This window comes from Pseudomonas sp. ICMP 8385, from assembly GCF_002699915.1.
GTDB classification, from domain to species: Bacteria; Pseudomonadota; Gammaproteobacteria; order Pseudomonadales; family Pseudomonadaceae; genus Aquipseudomonas; species Aquipseudomonas gessardii.
In genome coordinates this window covers 1-15,872 of the sequence record NZ_LKBY01000146.1, presented here as the reverse complement: position 1 = coordinate 15,872, position 15,872 = coordinate 1, and the positions used below count along the sequence as shown (strand labels likewise).

Below are 15,872 nucleotides of genomic sequence, written 5' to 3'. Positions count from 1 at the left end.
TTGTCATTCACTTGAATTACATTCTACCCAAGCCCACCCCAGGAACCTCAGCCATGGCCAGCAATGCCCTGATCCAGACCCGCATCGACCCGGACGTGAAAGACCGTGCCACGGCGGTCCTGCACAACCTCGGGCTGACGGTCTCCGACGCCGTGCGTATCCTGCTCACCCGCGTCGCCAATGAAGGCGCCCTGCCCTTTGGATTTGCCACCGACCCCGCCACCTATGACGCCTGGTTCCGCGCCAAAGTGCAGGAGGCACTGGACGACCCTCGCCCGGCGATTGCCGCCGAGGACGTCGAGGCTCACTTCGCCAAGCGCCGTGCCAAAGCCCAGCGCAAGCTGTCGGAAGGTGGTGAGGCGTGAAGTTGGAGTGGTCGCCTTGGGCTATGAAGGATCGCGATGCGATCTTCGATTTCATTGAGCAGGACAACCCGCGTGCCGCCATTGAGGTAGATAGCCGAATTGCCGAACAGACCCAGCGACTGGCTCAGTTTCCTGAGAGCGGTCGCCGTGGCCGTTGTCTAGGCACACGCGAGCTGGTGATCAATCGCACGCCTTACATCGTCGCCTACAGAATCCATGATGAGCGTGTGCGGATCTTGCGCGTATTGCATGAGGCTCAGAGCTGGCCGGAAGATTTACCCACGCTGGTTGGCCAATGATCTAAATTCTTGATAGCACACGCCTCTGCCATTCAATACCTAGTGTTGACTTACGATGACTCGGGAATAGGCTAACCGCGTCACAACGCTGTTGTGGCCGGGTGTCGCAACCTGCAATCGCACGAAGGCGCGGTTCAGCGCCATATGACAGTGGTCGACGCTTTTTCAAGCCGGCTCCTGTCCTTCTATGGCAGGCCGTGCGGGGCAGGCTTCGGCCTGGCCGGTTTGCCTTCGTGTGCCGGTTTGCGACCCTCGTACGGTCTGCCACCTTTTCCGTGTCGCAACGGCGGGTGGTAGTTCCTTAACCACACGTTGGAGATAAGGAGAATGGCCTATCCCCCTTTTACGCCAGGGCGCCGCCCGGTAAACATCGCAATCAGATCCAAACTGTCCCAAAGCAACCTTGCACAATGGTTTCGGGGTTCTGCACCAACGGAGGTTTTGTCATGAACAACGACCTCCCCATGAAGAGCACATCGTCCAATATTTTCAATGTCCGCCCTGGGCTTAGCCCAGAAGATGCCTTGACCAATGCCAGTGAACTACTGGCCTCCGCAGTCAGCATGGGCTATCACGGCGCCTTCGAGTTGGTGGGTGCCCAGCGCGACAAGGCGCTGGGCATACTGCAGCTCGTAGAGATGGCACAGATGCTGGTCGATCAGACCCTTGAGAAGCAATTTCCAGCGGCATGATTGCGTTACGCGAGCGCCAATGGCCGCTGCGGTACTTTCGCAGCGGCCTTATTGCTGCCTCTGCGCGATCGTAAAAATTTCCTACACGATTTTCAGAACACATCAAAAAATCGAATAGCCGACCCCGTGACCTGAAACCGCCGTATCAAACTATCTGCCTGGTAGGCCCACAGCCACCATGTTGCGCCACACCCAAATGTTCTATCGAATCTATGAACTGCCAACATAGTAGGGGTGTAAGCCGCCCCGCTTTTCCTCGCGACATCGCCGGTAGCCAGCGCTCAACTACCTTCTGATCGTTCAACCGGTAGTTGCCTGATGGACCCACGTCAACGCTTGCGGCACGGCTCGTTGAGCCTCGCCCTGCTGGCCACCGCCGGCAGCGCCACCGCCATCGATAGCGCCACCCTGATCAGCTCCAGTCTGTCCCCGGACTGCCTGGCCTACCGCGTTGTCGGCGTGTGCTACTGGCTGCGCTGCACGCCCTACGGCTGCAAGGTCAAAACCTCGGTGAAGGTGCGTCACTACGTGCCGGACGCGGTGGTGTCGAGCTATGCCGACACCGGCACCAACCCCTGGCGCGAAGTCGCGTTGATGAGCCCGGCCAATCCTTCGGCGCAGGGCGGCGGCGACAGCACCACCAATCAGTCCAACGAAAACGCACTACTCAAGTTCAAGAATGCGGACGTGATCGGCCATCCGGGCACGCTGCTGTTCAATCGCTTCGCCAGCCAGTTCGGCTACAGCTGCACTGGGGCAGGCGCCGCGTATAGGCCGTATCTGCTGAGCAGTTTCGACGTCCCCGCCTGGCGCTACAACGTTCCCGAGATGGTCTATCCAGAGGCATTGACACCCGGTCAGCGTGAGGTGGGTGTCACCGGGAATCTGTGGGGCAGCGTGTATCCGCGCGGTGGCTTCCTGCAGCAGGCCGACGACTACAAGGCAGCGGCCGTGGTCGCCCAGCGCGCAGGCGATGTTGTCACCCGCAGCGGTCAGCCACATCTGTATCAGTCCTTGCTGGCCCGGGCGCAACCGGGTTATTGGCCGGCCGGCGCACTGCGTGAGAACGATGCCGACAGCGGCAAGTGGCAGCGGCTGCAACCGGACCTGTCGATGAACTGCGCGGTGTTCCCCAATAGCGAGGCGTTGCCGCAGGCCGAGGACGGCGCGTATGCCTGGAGTTTGTGGCGCCCGTATAGCTGCTGCAAGCGCGAGGGCCAATTTTTTCTCGGCAGCACCGACACAGGGAGTTAAACAATGAAGACCCACTACCCCGCCGCCCTGCTGATCTTCGGGCTGCTGTGCTACCCGGCCTACGCCGACGATCCCAACTTCGGCGCCAGCGGCAGTGTGATCGGCGACGACGTGCTCTACAGCATCGGTGGCGGCCGCGCCGTGCCGATGGGCCCAGGGGCGAATATGCGCAGCCTCGGCGTCGGCGTGGGCTGGAGCAGCAATATGATCTGCGGTGACATGAGCCTGGAGACCACGTTGCAGAATCAGTTGAACGGCATCACCAACGGTTTCCAGTCGATCATGAGCAGCGTGATCCAGAACGCCACCAGCGCCGTCGCGTCCCTGCCCGCCCTGATCATCCAGCGTGCCAACCCCGGCCTGTACAACCTGTTGACCAACGGGATTTTGCAGGCGCGGCTGGACTTTGACCGCTCCAAGACCACGTGCCGGGCGATTGCCAACCGCATGGCCGATATCGCTGGCAACCAGTCTGGCTGGGAGCAACTGGCCGAAGGCATGGCGCTGAAAGAAACCACTAGCAAGACCGATGCCGTGGCTGCGATTGAACAGACCGAGGCCAAGCGCGGCAACCGTGGCGTGCCTTGGGTCGGCGGCGAGCAAGCCGGTGGCAGCGGACAGGCGCCGATCAAGGTGGTCGGTGATGTGACCCGCGCCGGCTACAACCTGCTCAACGGCCGCAGCGCCACCGACACCTCCTCGATTCCCAGCGCCAGTTGCGGCGGCCGCTTGAGCTGCCAGAGCTGGCCGTCACCCCAGGCCGCGGCCGACTGGGCCAACCGCGTGTTGGGCGAACAAGTACAGCGCACCTGCGACGATTGCAGCAAGACCGACAGCACGCCGGGCACCGGGCTGACCCCGTTGATTCAGGAAGAGTACGACGTCAAGCTCAAGTCGTTGTTGGATCTGGTCAGCAAGCGCGTGCCGACCACCCCGGCCAATCTGGATGCCGCCGGCAGCAATGCATTGCCGGTGACGCGCGGACTGGTCGAGGCGCTGCGCGAGGAATCGGACCAGGATCTGCTGGGCAAGCGCCTGGCCTCCGAAGTGGCGTTGTCCAGCGTGCTGGAAAAAGCCCTGCTGTTGCAGCGCACGCTGCTGACCGGGCGCCAGGAACCGAATGTGGCAGTCAACGAACTGGCGCAACAGGCAGTGGCCCAGGAGAGCGACATGCTGACCCTGGAAATCCAGAACCTGAAGACCGAACTGGAGCTGCGTCGCACCCTGGCGGCCAATGCAGCAAGCGAGATACTGCGGCGCAATCAACTGCGCATCGAAGGTTCGCGCGGCGTGTATCAGGGCGATCCGCAACGTAACCGCATCGAGCAGATCGAACGACCCACCGAGGGAGACCGCTGAGATGCGCTGGCCAGACGTCAAGTACCTGCGCTCGCTGGGTCGTGGTGCGGCGTGGGCCTTGGGCCTGGTCGTCGCGACCCTCCTGATCAACGTACTCGCCATCCGCCTGCTGGGCGATGTGCAAGCCTGGAGCAACTGGTTGCGCAATCACACACTGGGCTTGTTGCTCTGGCGCCTGGGCCTGTACGCGGCGCTGATCTACGGCTGGCACTGGATGCGCACTCGCCTGCTGCAACGCGAGCCAGACGCCGCCGCGCGTCTGCGCCGTGCCGAATGGGCGGGCGTGGCCGCACTGTTGCTGCTGGAAGTCAGCAATGTCCTCTCGGGACCGGAGGCCACATGACCCTGACCACCACTGACTACCTGGAGTATTACCTGACTTTGGTGGGCTGGATCGTCAACAATGGCCTATGGCAGGTGTTGGTGGCCAGCGGTGTATTTGCGCTGCCGTTTCTCGCGATCATCCTGCAGGAATGGCTGCGCGCCCGCGCCGAAGGTGCCGATGAAGGCAACAAGGGTGTGCTTTCGGCGATGCGTATCGAGAACCGGGTATGGGTAGCCATCGTGGTGATTCTGTTCGCGGCCATTCCGTTTATCCCAGTGGACCTGAGCACCCTGAAGTTCGATGGAAGCCGCTCGCAGCAATGCCAGGTACGTGTTGTCGCGCCCACGGAAACTGGTTGGGAAAGTGCCTTTACCACCCTCAACAATCAGAGCGCCGAAGTGCCGGTGTGGTGGTTTTTTATGCACTCGCTGTCCAAGGCAGTGACCGGCGCGGCAGTAGCTTCGATCCCCTGTGGCGCGGACCTGCGGCAGATGCGCATGGCCATCGACAGCGCGCGGATCGATGATCCGCTGCTGGCCCAGGAAGTCGCCGACTTCACCCGCGATTGCTACGCACGTGCCCGCGCACGGCTGTTCATGGACCGCCCGCAACTGAGCGACGAACAGATGAACGATGTGGGCTGGATCGGCTCACGCTACTTCCTCGACACCCCCGGTTTCTACGACCGCTACCGCTCCAACACCCCGCGCAGTACCTGGCCGTATGACGCCAACCGCGATGCCGGGCTGGCACAGGTGCCGGACGGTGGTGGTTATCCGGGTTGCCGGCAATGGTGGACAGATGCCGACAGCGGCTTACGCTCGCACCTGTTGCAGCAAGTGGATGCGAACCTGCTGACGCGCCTGTCGCGCTGGGCCAGTTTCATCCCCCGCGCGCAAGTCGATGACGCGGTGATCAGAGCAGTAGCCGCGCCTCGGCAGCAGGTGATGAACCAGGGCCAGGTGTACAACGACTATGGCGGACAGGTTGAAAAGAGCATCCCCAACCTCGTCACCCGCGCCACCGCCGACCTGGGCCTGACCGTGGGCTCGCTGGGCTTTTTCCCGGCGATGGATGTGGTGCGCCAGGCGCTGCCGATGGTGTTGTCATTCCTTAAGATGGCCTTGGTGATCTGTCTGCCGTTGGTGCTGGTGATCGGCACCTATGATCTGAAGACCTTGGTGACCGCCAGTTGCGTGCAGTTTGCGCTGTTCTTCGTGGATTTCTGGTTTCAGTTGGCACGCTGGATCGACAGCACAATTTTGGATGCGCTCTACGGCAGCGGCGCGCCGCAGAGCAACTTCAATGTGCTGTTTGGGTTGAACAATTCGTTTGGGGATATGTTGCTGAACTTTGTGATGGCGATGATGTTTTTGGTGCTGCCAACGCTTTGGGTCGCCGCGCTGTCCTGGACTGGCGTTCGCGCGGGAGGTGCCATGCAGGGACTTATGGACGGGACGAAAGGCGCTGGGCAGGCAACCTCTCAGGGAGCTGCAACTGCTGCAAGGGCTATAAAGTAGATCAGCTACTCACCATCAAAGCGCGGATCTGGATCATCGTTGTAGTTGATTGGATCATAGAAACCGCTGAGACGATGATCTTCCTCATGATCCCGAAACAACTGGACTTCTGGGACAGGAAGGCGAACAAAAATAGCCAAAGCAGCCGCAACCAAGAGGATCCAGAACGACATGTAGAGGAGAACAGCAATCAGCCCCAGACGAGCCGACCAACTAAGCACGAACACTACGGGCTTCGGTACTTGCTTGGTGCGCAGCCAATCCCACAGGCGACGCTCTTGTCGAAGCCCCCTGCTAAAGGCTCTACCCAGCCAGCGCCCGACACGCTTGGCTTTACTGTTTGTTGAATGACCGCTCATGGCATTCACCTCTACGACAATGGGCTTTTCAGCACTCCAGTTCGAGGACGGACGAGTAACAATGGATACCACAGCATTCCTGGGATGTGCGTGCCGCCCGTCAGCAAAAAATGGCTTGAAACGGCGGGCGCAAGGGACGCAAGGGAAGGGTTCATCAATGGCAAAGGCTCTATCCCAAAAAGGCAAAAGGCACTCCCGCCGTGCACACTTCGGAGTGTTGTCATGTTTCGATGGTTACGCCCCCGAAAAGGGGTAACTGAATCGTCCACTTCTGCTGACATCGAACTGCCCAGCGGCTGGCTGTATCCGCAGTCGGCAGCGGCATTGTTGGCCGCGCCCCATCGCCGAACACTGATGGAGCAAATCTGGCAACGCACCGCCGTCTCCCCAGCACAATTCGCCGTGTTGTACCGCGCCCCACTGGAGCGCTATGCCGAACTGGTCCAGCACTTCCCCGCCTCACAAAACCATCACCACGCCCATCCTGGCGGGCTGTTGGACCACGGCCTGGAAATCGTCGTATGCGCCCTGAAGCTGCGCCAGTCACATCTGTTGCCGCTGGACACACCTCCAGAAATTCAAACCCAGCAGGCCGAAGCCTGGACTGCCGGCATCGCCTATGCCGCCCTGCTGCACGACATCGGCAAGTTGATCACCGACCTGGTGGTGGAACACCAGGCCGGTCAACGCTGGCACCCGTGGCACGGCCCGCTGCGACAGCCCTATCGCTTCCGCCACAATCCGGATCGGCAGTATCGCCTGCACGGCGCCGCGACCGGGCTGCTGGCCAACGCCGTGCTTGGCCGCGAACCGCTGGATTGGCTCAGCGGCTTCCCGGAACTGTGGGCCGCCTTGCTGCACGCCTTGGCCGGGCAGTACGAACACGCCGGCATCTTGGGCGAACTAGTAATCCGCGCCGATCAGGCCTCCGTCGCCCGCGCCCTTGGTGGCGATCCGGTGCAGGCACTGGCCGCACCCCGCCACGCCCTGCAACGCAAGCTGATTGACGGCCTGCGTTACCTGCTGCACGACGTACTCAAACTCAACCAACCCGAAGCCTCCGACGGCTGGCTTACCGACGATGCACTCTGGCTGGTGAGCAAAACCGTTTCCGACAAGCTGCGCGCCCACCTGCTGTCCCAAGGCATCAGCGGCATTCCCGAGCGCAATACCACCCTGTTCAACATCCTGCAGGAACACAGCCTGGTGCTGGATAACCCGGACGGCAAAGCCATCTGGCGCGCCACCGTGCAAAGCGACAGCGGCTGGACGCAGACGTTTACGCTGCTCAAACTGTCCCCCGCGTTGATCTGGGAACCGGAGCAACGCCCAGCAGCCTTTGCCGGTCGGGTTCAGGTGGAGACGGCAGCGCACAACGACTCAAATGAACCAAACGATGTCCCTGACCTACCCAAGGGCGCAGCGCCGTTACCAGCGTCTGACGAAGCCACTCAACCGTCAGAAAATGCCCCAGCCCTGCCGTTCATGCAGTGGTTGCGCAATGGAATACGCGAGCAGCGCCTCGCCATGAACGACAGCAAAGCCCTGTTGCACACCGTTGACGGCACACTGTTCCTGGTTAGCCCCGGTATCTTTCACCGCTATCTGCAGGAACACCCGGAAATCGCCAACAATGCGCACAGCAACAACCCGCGTGACTGGTCATGGCTGCAGAAGCAGTTCGAACAACTGAAGCAACACCGCAAGCGTCCGAACGACCTCAATCTGTGGACCTGCGAAGTCTGCGGGCCTCGTCCAGGCAAACGCCTGCATGGGTATCTGTTGCTACGGCCGGAGTCGGTCTCGGCGCAGGTGTCGTTTGATAACCCCTATCTTCGTCTGATGACGAACGAACACACGGAATAGACCCGCTGATTGGCGGCAATGTTGGCTAGTAAATTCACGTAACGAGCGGATAAGAATGTAGTGTGGCCAGTCATTCTCAAACCGTCTTGATAGACGCTTTTCAGCACGGTAGGCTTTTCATGTCACAGCAGAGCTGTGACCGGGTGTCAGATCCCGACCAAACCAAGGCGCGGCCCCATGCGCCATAACTCAGCCGTTGGCGCTTTTCTCTGCCTTCTGCTGCTCCTTATGGCGGCCCGCGCGGGGCAGGCTTCGGCCTGGCCGGTCCCTTGGTTCCGGTATTCTGACCCCCGTGCGGTCCGCCACCCTATATCGGGTCAGAACGATGGGTGGTTGGTTCCTTAATCAAACCAAGGAGCTAAGGAGATGACTTACCCCCCTTTCACGCCAGGGCACCGCCCACTACGTCTAATCAATATATCGTTACACATATCGGAACTTTCCGTCAGCGCGCTCAGTTGGTCAGTTATCAATCCGCAGCTGTTCAAATACCCCCGCAAAGGGAGGTTTGCGAATGAATGACAACGATAACCACGCAGATGCATCTCAGGGCCTTTTCAACGTACGCCCAGACATCACCAACGAAAAAGCCTTGGTGCATGCCAGCGAGTTTCTTCAATCAGCTACCGCACTGGCTTATGACTACATCGCCAAACTCGATGACGCACAGCGTCAGAAAGCCTTTGGGGTTATTCAACTGATTGAGGATGCACAATTGCTGGTCGACATGGTGTTGGAGCGCGAAGCCCCATCTGCCAAATGAAAAATCAGCCCCGGATGGCCATTCCCACAAGGAGTGGCTATCCGCTTTGCCGATAGCGGACTACAGATCCCACACCTATCCGTTCGGACAGTAGCTCCTCGTATCGCTCTCCCGACACAATCACGCTATCGCCCAGGGTGGACTCGGAAAGCCGTCCATCTCACAGCACCGTTCACACCTTCCCGTATGGAATCGGCCTTTGCTATGTTGGAAGTCTTATGAAGCTCGAAATTGCGCTATACCAGGCGTTAGCCTCAATCAACGTTCCCGAGCAAAAGATCAATGCGGTCATTGATGCGATGGAGTCTGACTTGAATACCTATCTCGCGACAAAGGCTGATATTGCCAATGTAAAAACGGAGCTTGCGAGTTTTCATGGTGAGCTCTCGAAACTCGAAGCGCGACTTACGATTCGCATGGGTGTCATGCTATCGGCCGCCGTTGGTGTGCTGATCGCAGTCATGAAGCTGATGCAGTAAGCGTTCCCCAACTAGCTTCACTCCACATAACGCAACCATATTCGGGAACGCTGCCAATGCCTCATACGACTGCCGGACGGGCACCAGGAGTGCTAAGAGAGGTTGTTTGATCAGGGATGATCGGATTCTGCTGATATTCCGTCCATTCACTCAGCGCCTGCTGATCAAGGGTCAAACCATGTTCGCAAGCGTCTGCAAAGGATGTGTCAGTGACCAAGCCTATGAAGTTGCGAAAGCAAAACGCGAACTCTTCCTTTGTGGTGGGATAGCCCAGGTATTCACCGTTGTCGAAACACGTCGGCGGCAGCTGTGCGATGTCCTGCTCCGTGGCGTCGTCCATCCCTAAAGCATTGCGCGCATGCCCGGACGTATACCGGGCCTGTGACAGATCATCCAACGAGAACAACGGTTTAAACCCAGAATGAACCCCTACAAGTCTTCGATAGGCTTCGTTCAGGTCATCCATGCTGGCAACACCGTTCAAGCGGTATTCATCGCACGTACCGGCGGAGGGATTTTCATACGTACCATTGCCGCAAAACTGCATATCCATCAGACGCGTCTCTTCCATGAGTTTGTTGAAGCAAAGGAGGTATCCTACGCATTGGCGGCTCATCTTATGAGGGTTTTCTCTAGACCGACTACTGCTTATCGGCGCCGGCTTTCCGGCCTAAACTGCCCAAGACCCTCTGATTCTTAGCCTGCATTGCGCTCCGTCATTGTTCGGTTAATGAAACTGATTTCAAATTGACGCAAGTCTATGCCGCTATGCCTTCAGCGTTGCGCACCAGACCTATTCTCTGACCAAGCAAAAGGACGCGCTATGACCGATGCTCTCGACACACTGGCCTCCGATTTCCGGCTTCATGAACTTTTTGGTGACGACCAGCTCGCTACCGCCACCCTGATCTGGATTCTTGAAATCGAACGTGCAGCGTCCGCGGAACTGCGGTTCCTCTACGGCCGATCACTGCCGGGTAAATGCCGCGACGTTCAGATGAAATACGCTAAGCATTAAATCTCGAGCTGAAATGACTTTCCATCCAAGATCGTTCAACTTTCCGATCATCTGCTCAGCCAAGCCATTGGCTCAAGCGTGAGAAATATTGGATACTGCCATTGCGCCATCACCCATCTTTCAAGGTTGAAATGACACATGGCAAGGAAGAAAGCAAAAAACTCCGGTGGCACCGGTATACTTATTATTTTTGCTCTGGCATTCAGTGCTCTAGCTGCTATCCCCAAAAATGCCTGGATAGCGATCGGTGTCATAGCGGGTATCGGCACCATTATGTGGCTGCTGGCCGAACGCGGAAAACGCCGGCTCAATCAGCTTCAAGCATCGGCTGCCAAGAATGTACGCCCGCAAAAGCCACAAGGCTTGGGCGTAACGTTTTCCATGCGTGAAGTCTCGACGAGCAATAGGGACAATGAGGAAAGCCCCGAGTTTTATACGGTGCAACTTGGCTCTCCGCCTGCCAATACCTTTAAAATTCCAAGTATCAGCTCACAGAAGGCCGACGCCCGCTGGGTGCCTGCTGGCGAAATCATCGAAGTTGCCGGCTTCTCCCTGCCTCGCGGCATGTTTTATATCGGGAGCACACTCGATAGCAGACATGATGCTCAAGAGCCTTCACTGATCAACCCAAAGCTTCGGATTGCCAAGAACTACGTCGACCTCAACGAGCGACTGATGTCTTATTGGCCGAGTTTTCACTCTATTACACCGCAAGCGCGACGCGGATACCTGCAATGGCTCGCAGGTGGGCGTAGTGATCCGTTGGTGGATACCGGCTATGTATTTTTGTTTTTCTACGGTTTGGAACGTCGAGCCCTCATTGATCCCATTTACGATTCAAAGGTTATTAATGAGGTTCCTCTTATAGTCGACGAGGTCCGGCGCCTACTGAGTATTTATAGAGGAAATGGGTCATTCCGAGGCTATGCAGAAAGCTTCCTTGACTACTTGGGCAACCGCGCCGTTGACGCGAATCTCTACCTTGGCCTGCCGCCCAACGTGGCCGAGCACAGCTATGAAATGCCTCTGCCGCTGCGCATTGGTTTAGGTCAGCACGCGGCCAATAAGCATCCGCTGAATGCCGATTGGGCACTGGCATGGGCGTTGGCCGACCCCAACATCAGTAAACGTACGCCAGTCATACGCTGCAAAGATGTATTTTCACGCCTGTTCAAGCTCAAGTACGAAAACACTTATCCTGCTGGCCTGACACTGGCGCAGAACAAAACCAAGCTCAAGGCCAGCTATCGCCCTGCCTCTGCCGTAATTAAGGCCCCCACCCTTACCCTGGGGGATCTGCCTGACGTCATGGCAACCTCGGGCACACGTAAAATCTTGCAACTACTGGTCGAGCAATGCACCAGCGAAGTTGAGCCCTACAGCCGTTATTTGGGAAGAAACCCTGAAAGCGCAGAGGCACTTGAGGGGCTCCTGCAGCTTCCTGTCGCGCTCTGGCCGAAGGCAGCCCACAATGAATTGGATGAGCTGCAGTCCAGGATTGGTAACGACCTGGTCGTCATGAGTTTTGGAGAGCTCGCAGGGCGCTTTAAAAGCGCGGGCGCATTGTCTCGAGACAAAGTACTCGCTCTGGCCCGCGCATTGGAGTCGCTGCATATTGGAATGGAACCCGACGTACTGGGTGGTAGCAAGACGCCAAAAGCCGAGGACCGGATCGCGTTGTTTGTAACCCAGCCTGAAGATGGATCACTCCGTGCGTCTGCTGCATACAACGCTGCATCGGTAACCCTTGATTTGGCCAGTGCGGTGGCTTCGGCCGACGGTGATACCTCCAACGAAGAAATCACACTGCTTGCTCAGCATATCGATTCATGGAGTCACTTGAGCGGTGCCCATCACAAACGCCTCAAAGCACATCTGCAAATCCAACTCCAACAACCGCCCACGCTTGCTAGCCTTAAGAAAAAGCTCGACCCCTTGCCCGTCGATGCAAAACGCACCATTGCCGGCTTCCTCGCTCATCTGGCGCAAGCCGATGGCATCGTCAGCCCCGCAGAAGTGAAATTGCTGGAGCGTGTGTATAAGACACTGCAATTAGATAGCCAACTGCTTTACAGCGACCTCCATGGGGCGGCAGCCGGTGTGGGTATTGCCATGACGCCTGCCACCACTTACCCATCCGCCGAACCCGGCGCGCAGCCTGCCTCACCTTTGAAACAAGGTTTCGTCCTTGATCATGATCGGATTGCACAGCTTCAGCGGGAGACGGCGGAGGTCTCCGCCCTCCTCGCCAAGGTGTTCACTGAGGATCAGGTTGAGGAGGCGGAGCGGCCGACTGAAAGCGCTGAACCGAATTCCGAGTCGAGCGCGGACGTGCCTGGGCTTGACCTGGAACACTCGGCCTTCCTCCGCCTGTTGATCTCTCGCCCGGAATGGAGCCGCGCAGAACTGGAAATCGTTGCCAGCGACATGGAGCTGATGCTCGATGGCGCTCTGGAACAAATCAACGACATGGCTTTTGAACGATTCGACATGCCCGTCACAGAAGGCGACGACCCGGTCGAGATAAACACAGACATCCTGGAAGAATTAGCCCTATGAGCACTATCAGAGCCAAGGATCGCGATGCGGTCATTCAATCGTTACGCGCAGGCGTAGTGCCACGTGTTGGTCAGCACTTGATTCAGGTTGGCCGTGTAGGTGAGCTTGATGCTCTGATCAAGGATGTCGAACGTCTGGTGGAGAGCGGATCAGCGTTTCGTGTGGTGATAGGCGAGTATGGCGCAGGTAAAACGTTCTTTCTCAACCTGGTTCGTGCTATCGCCATGGAGCGAAAACTCGTGACCATGCATGCCGACTTGAACCCTGACCGCCGGTTGCACGCCACTGGGGGGCAAGCTCGCTCGCTTTACTCCGAACTAGCCAAGAACATGTCAACGCGCACAAAGCCTGACGGTGGTGCCATACAAGGCATCGTGGAGAAATTTATCTCCCTGGCCAAAACAGAAGCTAAGGCAGCGGGTACCGACAGCGAGACAGTTATTCGTAAGCACTTGGCCGAGTTGACCGAGATGGTCAATGGGTACGACTTTGCCGAGGTGATCGCTGCCTATTGCCGCGGTTTTGAGGAAGGCAATGAGCAACTGAAGGCCGACGCCATTCGTTGGCTGCGCGGAGAATTCACCACCAAAACCGATGCCCGCACAGCCTTGGGCGTGCGGACCATCATTGATGACGCCTCCGTCTACGACCAGCTCAAGTTGCTTTCCAGATTCGTCAGGCTCGCAGGGTTCGGTGGCCTGATGATCTGCCTCGACGAACTGGTTAACCTCTACAAACTGGCGAATACGCAGGCTCGTAATGCCAACTACGAACAGATCCTCCGCATCCTCAACGACTCATTGCAAGGGTCATCCGAAGGGTTGGGTTTCGTGCTGGGCGGCACGCCCGAGTTTTTGATGGACACCCGTCGAGGGTTATTCAGCTACCCTGCCCTGCAGTCGCGATTGGCTGAGAACTCGTTTGCCAAAACCGGACTGGTGGATCTCTCGGGGCCGGTCATTCGCCTTACCAGTCTTACCCCTGAAGACTTCTACGTACTGCTTCAAAAACTCCGCCACGTATATGCCGGCGGCGATGTTGAAAAGTATTTGCTGCCTGACGAGGCGCTTCCTCTGTTTATGGCTCACTGCAACCAACGCCTAGGGGAAGCCTACTTCCGCACACCGCGTACCACGATCACAGCGTTCATCAATCTACTGGCCATCCTGGAGCAAAACCCAAGGGCCGATTGGCGAACGCTGTTAGGGGCAGTCGAGGTCGCCAAGGATTCCGGCGGTGAAGATGATATGAAGGTCGATGCGGACGATGAACTTGCCACCTTCACACTCTGATTCATCAGGCTTTGAACAGCTAGAGCCCCGAATCCAGCGCTGGATTTGGGCTGAAGGTTGGACCTCCCTTCGCGACGCCCAGGAATGGGCCGTGCCTGTTCTGGTGCACGCCGATCAGGACGTCATCATCGCCGCAGCAACAGCCGCTGGCAAAACCGAAGCCGCCTTCTTGCCCATCCTGACGAATCTGCTCAATAACGATGATCCGCCTGGTGCGGTGCTGTATATCAGTCCACTCAAGGCCTTGATTAACGATCAATGGGACAGGTTAAGCCGACTCTGTGAGCAGCTTGAGATCCCTGTTGTCGCTTGGCACGGAGATGTTTCATCCAGCAAAAAACACCGTTTTCTCAAATCATCTGAGGGCGTGCTACTAATCACTCCCGAGTCTCTTGAGGCATTGTTCGTCAACCGTGGCTCAAGTCTCGGCGGGGTATTCCAACACCTGCGCTATATCGTCGTAGACGAGCTACACGCTTTCATCGGCAGTGAGCGAGGCAAACAACTTCAGTCATTGATGCACAGGGTTGAACTTGCTGCGGGGAGGCGCCTCCCCAGGGTTGGGCTTTCAGCCACTCTCGGCGATATGAAGATGGCGTCAGCGTTTTTGCGCCCAGCCAATGCCGATAACGTTACCGTTATTGAATCGAAAAACGCTAACCAGACACTTCAGGTGCAAGTTCGCGGCTACATTCAGCCGCCAATGAGCGAGCTTAAAAAGAAACCTGGGCAACCCAATGAGCAGGAGAGGAATGAAGACGAAACGGAAAATGAGGCAAGCCCCGACTTCGCGATTGCTGAGCATCTCTACCAGGTACTACGCGGTAGCAATAACTTGATATTCCCGAATAGTCGGTCCCAGGTTGAATGGTACGCAGACCAACTGCGCCGACGATGCGAGAAAGACGGCGTGCCCAACGAGTTCTGGCCTCATCACGGTAGTCTCTCGAAAGAACTGCGGGAGCAGGCTGAACATGCACTGAAAGCCGGCGACCGGCCAGCATCTGCGATTTGCACTACAACACTTGAACTCGGAATAGACATCGGCAGTATCAAAACGGTGGTGCAAATTGGTGCTCCACCTTCCGTGGCAAGTCTACGTCAACGTTTAGGGCGTTCCGGCAGACGCCCAGGAGAGAAAGCAACGTTACGCGTTTACTGTAAAGAATCACCGCTCACGGATAAATCTGGCTTATCTGATCAATTACGCCAAGGGTTGGTACAAACCATTGCCATGGTTCGACTGCTGACCAGAGGTTGGTTTGAACCTCCCAGAGCGCAGGGCATTCATGCCTCCACCTTGGTTCAACAATCCCTTTCCATCATTGCTCAATGCGGCGGCGCTTCGGCTGCCGACCTATGGAAAAACTTGATTGCTGAAGGCGCATTTCAAGGTATTGAAAAGCCAGACTTTGTGAAACTACTCAAATCTCTGGGTGAGCACGAATTGATTGTCCAGGACAGCTCAGGATTGTTGCTGCCTGGAACAGTTGGCGAGCGCATGATCAATCACTATGAGTTCTACAGCGCATTCACCAGCGATGAAGAATTCCGTCTGGTATGCGACGGTAAAGCCTTGGGCTCGGTCCCCGTTAGCCGTCCGCTGACCAAAGACCAACGTATTATCTGAATCGCCCCGGATTCTTTAGACACCTTGCAAGCTCATTGCGTAACGTTTTTCAAACTCTACCGGTGACAGCTGATTGTTGAAACCATGGCGGC

At 57.5% G+C, this 15,872-nt stretch carries 15 protein-coding genes and 1 pseudogene; 14 read left to right on the top strand and 2 right to left on the bottom strand.

Features of this window, described 5'->3' with window-relative positions; all coding sequences use genetic code 11:
- Positions 1-53 precede the first annotated feature (53 nt).
- From AO268_RS28685 to AO268_RS28655, 7 genes are all read left to right on the top strand, one after another.
- Positions 54-365 (top strand): type II toxin-antitoxin system RelB/DinJ family antitoxin, encoded by a 312-nt coding sequence (locus AO268_RS28685; protein WP_099170595.1) that lies wholly within the window; start codon positions 54-56, stop codon positions 363-365.
- Positions 362-664 carry a type II toxin-antitoxin system RelE/ParE family toxin gene (locus tag AO268_RS28680; protein ID WP_099170594.1) on the top strand — a complete coding sequence of 101 codons (303 nt, stop codon included), beginning with the start codon at positions 362-364 and terminating at the stop codon, positions 662-664. The genes AO268_RS28685 and AO268_RS28680 overlap by 4 nt, the downstream gene beginning before the upstream one ends.
- Positions 665-1,110: 446 nt before the next feature.
- Entirely contained in the window at positions 1,111-1,356 is a 246-nt protein-coding gene (locus tag AO268_RS28675) for a DUF6124 family protein (RefSeq protein ID WP_099170593.1), read from the top strand.
- A 318-nt stretch (positions 1,357-1,674) separates the two neighbouring features.
- Complete coding sequence (locus AO268_RS28670; protein WP_099170592.1) at positions 1,675-2,610, top strand: TIGR03756 family integrating conjugative element protein; 936 nt, start codon at positions 1,675-1,677, stop codon at positions 2,608-2,610.
- A gap of 3 nt (positions 2,611-2,613) precedes the next feature.
- Positions 2,614-3,969 (top strand): integrating conjugative element protein, encoded by a 1,356-nt coding sequence (locus tag AO268_RS28665; RefSeq protein ID WP_099170591.1) that lies wholly within the window; start codon positions 2,614-2,616, stop codon positions 3,967-3,969.
- A 1-nt stretch (position 3,970) separates the two neighbouring features.
- A complete protein-coding gene (locus AO268_RS28660) occupies positions 3,971-4,312 on the top strand; it encodes a hypothetical protein (RefSeq protein WP_099170590.1) in 342 nt (113 codons plus the stop codon).
- Positions 4,309-5,814: a conjugal transfer protein TraG N-terminal domain-containing protein gene (locus AO268_RS28655; protein WP_099170589.1), complete on the top strand. Its 1,506-nt coding sequence runs from the start codon at positions 4,309-4,311 to the stop codon at positions 5,812-5,814. Before AO268_RS28660 ends, AO268_RS28655 begins: the two co-directional genes overlap by 4 nt.
- A 5-nt stretch (positions 5,815-5,819) precedes the next feature.
- Here the strand turns inward: AO268_RS28655 and AO268_RS28650 are convergent, their stop codons facing one another.
- On the bottom strand, positions 5,820-6,173 hold the full coding sequence (locus AO268_RS28650; RefSeq protein WP_099170588.1) for a DUF3742 family protein: 354 nt from the start codon (positions 6,171-6,173) through the stop codon (positions 5,820-5,822).
- Between the two features lie 222 nt (positions 6,174-6,395).
- Here AO268_RS28650 and mobH point away from each other — a divergent pair, with 222 nt between their 5' ends.
- The 3 genes from mobH to AO268_RS28635 all read left to right on the top strand — a co-directional run bounded on the left by mobH (position 6,396) and on the right by AO268_RS28635 (position 9,281).
- On the top strand, positions 6,396-8,039 hold the full coding sequence (gene mobH / locus AO268_RS28645; protein ID WP_099170587.1) for a MobH family relaxase: 1,644 nt from the start codon (positions 6,396-6,398) through the stop codon (positions 8,037-8,039).
- Between the two features lie 514 nt (positions 8,040-8,553).
- Positions 8,554-8,802: a DUF6124 family protein gene (locus AO268_RS28640; RefSeq protein WP_099170586.1), complete on the top strand. Its 249-nt coding sequence runs from the start codon at positions 8,554-8,556 to the stop codon at positions 8,800-8,802.
- A gap of 218 nt (positions 8,803-9,020) precedes the next feature.
- A complete protein-coding gene (locus AO268_RS28635; protein WP_099170585.1) occupies positions 9,021-9,281 on the top strand; it encodes a hypothetical protein in 261 nt (86 codons plus the stop codon).
- A 61-nt stretch (positions 9,282-9,342) separates the two neighbouring features.
- Here AO268_RS28635 and AO268_RS28630 read toward each other — a convergent pair whose 3' ends face one another.
- Positions 9,343-9,834, bottom strand: coding sequence for a hypothetical protein (locus tag AO268_RS28630; protein WP_176561421.1), 492 nt, complete (start codon positions 9,832-9,834; stop codon positions 9,343-9,345).
- Positions 9,835-10,104: 270 nt separating this feature from the next.
- On the opposite strand from AO268_RS28630, the gene AO268_RS28625 reads away from it, so the two are divergent.
- The 4 genes and pseudogenes from AO268_RS28625 to AO268_RS28610 all read left to right on the top strand — a co-directional run.
- A complete protein-coding gene (locus tag AO268_RS28625; RefSeq protein WP_099170584.1) occupies positions 10,105-10,299 on the top strand; it encodes a hypothetical protein in 195 nt (64 codons plus the stop codon).
- A 138-nt stretch (positions 10,300-10,437) separates the two neighbouring features.
- Positions 10,438-12,858, top strand: a complete 2,421-nt coding sequence (locus AO268_RS28620) for a TerB N-terminal domain-containing protein (protein WP_099170583.1) — start codon at positions 10,438-10,440, stop codon at positions 12,856-12,858.
- The gene (locus tag AO268_RS28615) at positions 12,855-14,150 is read left to right on the top strand and encodes an ATP-binding protein (protein ID WP_099170582.1); all 1,296 of its coding nucleotides are present in this window, start codon (positions 12,855-12,857) and stop codon (positions 14,148-14,150) included. The genes AO268_RS28620 and AO268_RS28615 overlap by 4 nt, the downstream gene beginning before the upstream one ends.
- A pseudogene (locus AO268_RS28610) lies at positions 14,125-15,777 on the top strand (DEAD/DEAH box helicase); the annotation flags it as partial. The gene AO268_RS28615 and the pseudogene AO268_RS28610, both read left to right, overlap by 26 nt.
- Positions 15,778-15,872: the final 95 nt, after the last annotated feature.